Origin of the sequence: Haloarcula argentinensis DSM 12282, from assembly GCA_000336895.1 — an archaeon.
In the GTDB taxonomy this organism is placed as follows: Archaea; Halobacteriota; Halobacteria; order Halobacteriales; family Haloarculaceae; genus Haloarcula; species Haloarcula argentinensis.
Window position 1 is genome coordinate 1 of the sequence record AOLX01000009.1, and the last position, 5,065, is coordinate 5,065.

At 57.8% G+C, this 5,065-nt stretch carries 8 protein-coding genes; 6 read left to right on the forward strand and 2 right to left on the reverse strand.

Annotation, left to right across the window (positions count from 1 at the left end):
• Positions 1-35: 35 nt before the first annotated feature.
• Entirely contained in the window at positions 36-704 is a 669-nt protein-coding gene (locus tag C443_RS02950) for an adenylate kinase (RefSeq protein ID WP_239640281.1), read from the reverse strand.
• A 2-nt stretch (positions 705-706) separates the two neighbouring features.
• Positions 707-895: a hypothetical protein gene (locus C443_RS02955; protein ID WP_005533698.1), complete on the reverse strand. Its 189-nt coding sequence runs from the start codon at positions 893-895 to the stop codon at positions 707-709.
• A gap of 321 nt (positions 896-1,216) precedes the next feature.
• On the opposite strand from C443_RS02955, the gene C443_RS22365 reads away from it, so the two are divergent.
• From C443_RS22365 to C443_RS02985, 6 genes are all read left to right on the forward strand, one after another.
• On the forward strand, positions 1,217-1,459 hold the full coding sequence (locus tag C443_RS22365; RefSeq protein ID WP_006166119.1) for a helix-turn-helix domain-containing protein: 243 nt from the start codon (positions 1,217-1,219) through the stop codon (positions 1,457-1,459).
• 76 nt (positions 1,460-1,535) lie between these two features.
• Positions 1,536-1,943 (forward strand): hypothetical protein, encoded by a 408-nt coding sequence (locus tag C443_RS02965; RefSeq protein ID WP_005533704.1) that lies wholly within the window; start codon positions 1,536-1,538, stop codon positions 1,941-1,943.
• Complete coding sequence (locus C443_RS02970; protein WP_004052064.1) at positions 1,943-2,152, forward strand: hypothetical protein; 210 nt, start codon at positions 1,943-1,945, stop codon at positions 2,150-2,152. The genes C443_RS02965 and C443_RS02970 overlap by 1 nt, the downstream gene beginning before the upstream one ends.
• 17 nt (positions 2,153-2,169) lie before the next feature.
• The gene (locus tag C443_RS02975; RefSeq protein ID WP_005533713.1) at positions 2,170-3,651 is read left to right on the forward strand and encodes a hypothetical protein; all 1,482 of its coding nucleotides are present in this window, start codon (positions 2,170-2,172) and stop codon (positions 3,649-3,651) included.
• A gap of 29 nt (positions 3,652-3,680) precedes the next feature.
• Complete coding sequence (locus C443_RS02980; RefSeq protein WP_005533715.1) at positions 3,681-4,244, forward strand: hypothetical protein; 564 nt, start codon at positions 3,681-3,683, stop codon at positions 4,242-4,244.
• Positions 4,238-5,020, forward strand: a complete 783-nt coding sequence (locus C443_RS02985; protein WP_005533716.1) for a hypothetical protein — start codon at positions 4,238-4,240, stop codon at positions 5,018-5,020. The genes C443_RS02980 and C443_RS02985 overlap by 7 nt, the downstream gene beginning before the upstream one ends.
• Positions 5,021-5,065: the final 45 nt, after the last annotated feature.

Sequence of the window (5,065 nt, forward strand, 5' to 3'; positions counted from 1 at the left end):
ACCGGGAGCCGGTCGGCGGGGGAGAACCCCCGCGTCTACCGCCCCCCGCTGACGACGCCGCCAGCCGCGGGAGTCCCCGCCCCAGATTCGGCTGAGACGACATCCGCCCGGCGCTCCGCCCAATCGGTCGGGATGACAAGCGCGCGCTCTCCAGACGACGTGTGGCGGATTTCAGCGAGTCCGTGCGTCCAATCAACGATGCGTTCCATGATTCGCTTCGTCGTCTTGCTCTCGACCGCGCCGTCCGACTCTCCGGCGACCTTCAGGGCCTTCATCATGTCCGGGGAGGTGACGCGGAACTTCTGGTTGTTCGAGTCGCCCGCGATGCTAGCGAGGTCGTCCATGTGGTTCCAGATGAACCGGGCACGCCAGAGGTTCCGAGACTGAGCTGTATCGAGCTGGGTGCGCGCCACGTCGTCGGGCATCCGGGCGAGTTTTTCGATGGGGAGGAGTCCAACGAGGTCGTCCGACTGAGGGCCGGCGTCCGCAGTCTCGATTCCTTCGAGAGCGTCGTTGACAAACTGCTTCCATCGAGACATGCCATTCTGCCACCCTTCGAGAGTTTCAACCCGGTCTTCTGCGTCTTCACGTGCCTTTCTCTCGCCTTCGAGTTCGGCACGGAGTCGTTCGTTCTCGGCTTCGAGTTCGGAAACACGGGATTCGAGGGAGTCGATTCGGTCGATAACGTCGTCTAGTGAGGTCATGGTCATTGCTGAGATAGGTTGTGTTGGTCAGGGTTCGATGCGGCATCACGTGCGAGCGCTGCGATTTCGCGCGAGACCTCGCCAACGACCGGGTGGGTCGCTAGTTCGTCGACGGCGTCGAGCGCGTCAGCTACTGCTTCGGCATCGTCGATGAATCGAATTGGTCGGAGTGCGGGATTGTCGTGTTGCATGGTTGACAGCCCACGAACCTCGAAAATTTGCAGTGCAAACAGCATATCCGGTGAATTTAAGCCGGATAGCGCCGTTAGCTCATATACACGCCCGAAACCGTTGCTTCGGTTTCGGGGGTTCTTCTTCGGGAGCAAGGGGCCATCTTGCTCCCGCCGCGCCACACCGTGAGTGACACGTCCGAGTTCTTGCTCTAACTGTTCAGTCAGGATTACTTAAACGTTTGTTAGTTCTTCCAAACTGCTCGTAATGCAAACAATTCTGTTAGCCATGCAAACATATTGACCACAATGAGTTTCCATCCAGCGATTGGCGGGTATCTCATGGACATCACGCCAACACAGAAAGCCATCCTCGTTGATTTGTTACTCCACAATGATGATAAGGCTGGTAACATTGCTCGGAGGACAGGGAGACACCGAAATTCGGTGTCTCGTTCCTTTCAGGACCTCTTAGATGCTGGATTCGTGCAGGAGAAGGGCGGCGGAGTCTACCGACTAACGGACCGTGGCCGAGAGTCAGCAATCGGCCTTGTAAAGCCACAGATTGATGTTTACGAGGCTTAAGATGGATATTTGCTACGCAAACTAAACAGTCATCAACACAAACACTTTTCACTAATTGCGACAGTCTAAAAATGTAATGTCGAAGATGGAATTCGACCCCGCAGACGCGGGGTTCACGGTGGCTCTCATGGTCGCCGGATTCATTCAGACGGGCATCGCAACCTTCCAACTATTCGATATCAATTTCACCGACGTGATTTTCTCGTCGGGGAATATCGAAATCACGCTTGCGTACGCGGTATCTGTCGGCGCGTTCGCGGGCATCATCATCACGAACGAGAACACCGACCTATCGTCTCTCAAAGACGATGCGGAGAAGCTTGACGACTACTATATGTGGTCGATTTTCGGCACGGTCGGGGTGTTCGCTGCGTGGCTGTTGGTCGGTGACGTTTCCTCATTCTTCCAGAGTAGCGACCTCTGGGGCTTGGTCTACGTCGGCATCACGAGCACGGCCGGGTTCGCTGCGGGGTGGATGCTCTAATGGTGGACCTTGACCTTGACCTAGAGACGGTCGCCACACTTGGCGCGTCGGTTGGTGCTCTCGACGCCGGACTATCCGCGGGCGCAGACATCACGATTTTATCCGACCTGCTTGGTGGCAGTCTTGAAATAGGGCTGATTGTGGTTGGTGCAGCCGGTGGGTCTCTCATCGCAGACCGGCTCGGACTCGTTGAGGTGTTTGATTCGTGACTCTCGTTCGGAGGGTCATGGTTATGCTGCTCGTTGGAATCGTCATCACGACCGCCGCCACGAGCGGCGTGGTTCCAGGGTCATCTCCGGTCGGACACGCATCTGCGGAGATGGTCAACTGCGATGGTTCGGCGTCAAACTACCTCGGTGGTGCGTGGTTCAATACGATTCTCGGCAATACCGAGGGTTGTCATTGGTCAGACAACACCGACTATGAGAATCTCACCGCCACAAATGCGTATTCAAGCGCTCTTGCCCTGAAAGACGCAACCGACTCGTACACCACGACGACGCAGAACTTCATGGCTAATGCTCGAACGGTCGCCATGTCAAAGGCTAAAATAACGATGGTGAACGAGCTAAATAACGGTGCATCCCGGTCACAGGCTAAATCCGCGGTGAACCAAACGGTTCGAGACTACTACTCTCGGGTTCAGGTTCGGATTCTCTCAGATTGGGACGCTAAAGTCACTCAAATAGCTAGTCTAGATAACCAATCCGACCAAACAATTGGATACTACTACCAAAATGAGAGGAATGGAGAATGGTACTCTGGTGGTGAAACGCTTGGAACAAACACGATTCAATTCGAGTTAGTCAATGGAACATCTGTCGATACTGAAGAAATCTCTCTGAGGACTCTCCCATCCGGCTCCCGTTTCCATCCGGGGGGGTCGTCAGACCCACCAAAAGCATCTCCTATCCGGGTTGTTGCCGTCGAACCAAACTCGTCCGAGGAGACACGAATCTTCGAGTCACAGGATTATGGGTCGCTCGGCTCTTGGGCGAACGACCAGAACGACACCTATCTGCTCGACGAAACCCAAGAGCAGACCCAACAAGTGCTTGCGAATATGGACCCCTACGTTGATGAGGTGTCCAGCCAGTACCAAGCAGGCGAAATAAACTCGTCAGACCTTGCGATGATGGACCCATCCACTATCGGGGCTGAGGCATCCACATCTCTCAAAAAGTCTGGATACTACGGTCAGGGCGCGGCCATGCTCGCGTCAACCGGTGCTTCCGGGGATATCAATGCATCGCACACTATTGCAGTCGGAGACGGCTCGGGCAATCCGACGGTGCTTAATGGAACATTGTTCTACACCGGAGATGACGCATCTGGTGGCTGGGATACTGGTCAGACATACCGATTTTCAGATTATAATGGAACCTTCTACATGGCTGTTCAAGATGGGGCCAACGGCACGATTGTTGACCTCTCCACATATGGGTCGCAGTTTGAAATTTTAGAGGCTGTGAACACCCGGACAGGGGAGACGATGAACACGACCAGCCCACACAAGTACCTCTACAACTCAACGAACGCAAGCTCCCTCGCGGACGAAATCGAGCAGTTGCGACAACTCAGAAGGCAGTATGAGACCACCGGAACTGGTGGCGGTGGTGGCGGCGGTGGCTTCGGTGTTGGAACCGAAGACCGCGTTATCATCGTTGCCGCGATTGTCGCGCTCATCCTCGTCTCAACCCGGAACTAACCCCACCGATTCCCAATTTTTCGGACACCATGCGCCGAATAATCACCACACTCATAATCCTCATCGCAGTTGTATCGCCCGCGCTCGTCGGCACGGTCGCCGCGACGAACGAGACAGCGACCGCCACGCCGAGCACGCCCGAATCAACCCAGACTATCGAACTCTCCCCGACGACTCGAATCAAATCGTGGTCGTTCTCAAATGGGACGTTCTCGCTCGTCGTCGAGGCGGATACTCCGACTCGAATCGCAATCACCGACGCCGGGACTCTCTCCCGAATCCTGAGCGAAGGAGACGGCTCGGCCGCGGGGAAAGCCCGCGTTCGGCGCATGACCTTGACCCCCGGCGAGACCACCGTCAATTTCCGCGCCGAGGACTTCAACGGCGCGTCGGCAATCACCGTCACCTCATCGAATGCGGACGGTATCGTTGCTATCCGGTCTGACGCAGTTAGGGCCGCGAAACCCCCCGTCGAATGGGGCACCGTCCAGTCACTCATTGGCGCAACAGCGGTCGCGTCAGTCGGCGGGACCTATGTCTGGGTGAAGCGCAAGCGCGAGGAGACAGACCTTGAGGTGGTCCGCGAATGGTGAACGACTGGCTGAAGCTCGGTGGCGCGGGCGCGGCGCTGGCGTACTTCGGCGGCGCGGAACTCCCGGCGTGGTCGAGCCTCGCGGTCTCAGCGCTCGTCATCGCGGGCGTGGCCGCGCTGTTCGCCACGGGGAAAATCAACGACCTCCTCCCCGACCCGCCTCGCGTCCGAATCGTACAGGTGAACGCGAACAACGACGAACCTATGGCGTGCTGGTCGCTCTCGCCGGACACGTTCGCAGAGACTCAGGTTGAGTGGGGGCCGCTGTATCCGCACCAGAAGGCAGAGGGGGAAGTGTACGAGGCGTATGCCTTCGACCCCGGTCGAAACGTCGCAGTCGGGACGTGGCGGCGGTCTATCCCCGGCTCGTCGCTCGTCGGTCGGCACGATACAGACGAGGTGCTGGACGTGATTGGAGAGTACCGCGGCGACCTCGAACCCGCGGCTCGACGCGGAGAATCGCTCCGGCAGGCGCTTCCGGCAATCGTCCGGCGTGTGAAGTTCGACACGATGGAATCGCAGAACGCCGCGCTCGACCCATCGAAACCGATGGTGACGGACCAGCCGTCAGTTGACGAGATTATCACGGCCGAACTCCCCGACGAACTCCGGCCGGGACGCCTTCGGAACGGCGACCTCCGCGACCTGCTCGACGCCGCCGCCGAAGACGACGGCGACGACTGGGGCGACGGAATGGGAATGGTCTTTGACGACGACCTCCCAGACGACGCGCTCGAACCGCGCGACCCACTTCTGAACGACGGAGGGAGCGCATGAGCGGCGGACGGAGCCAAGACCGGAACACCATCTATTCGGCCGCAC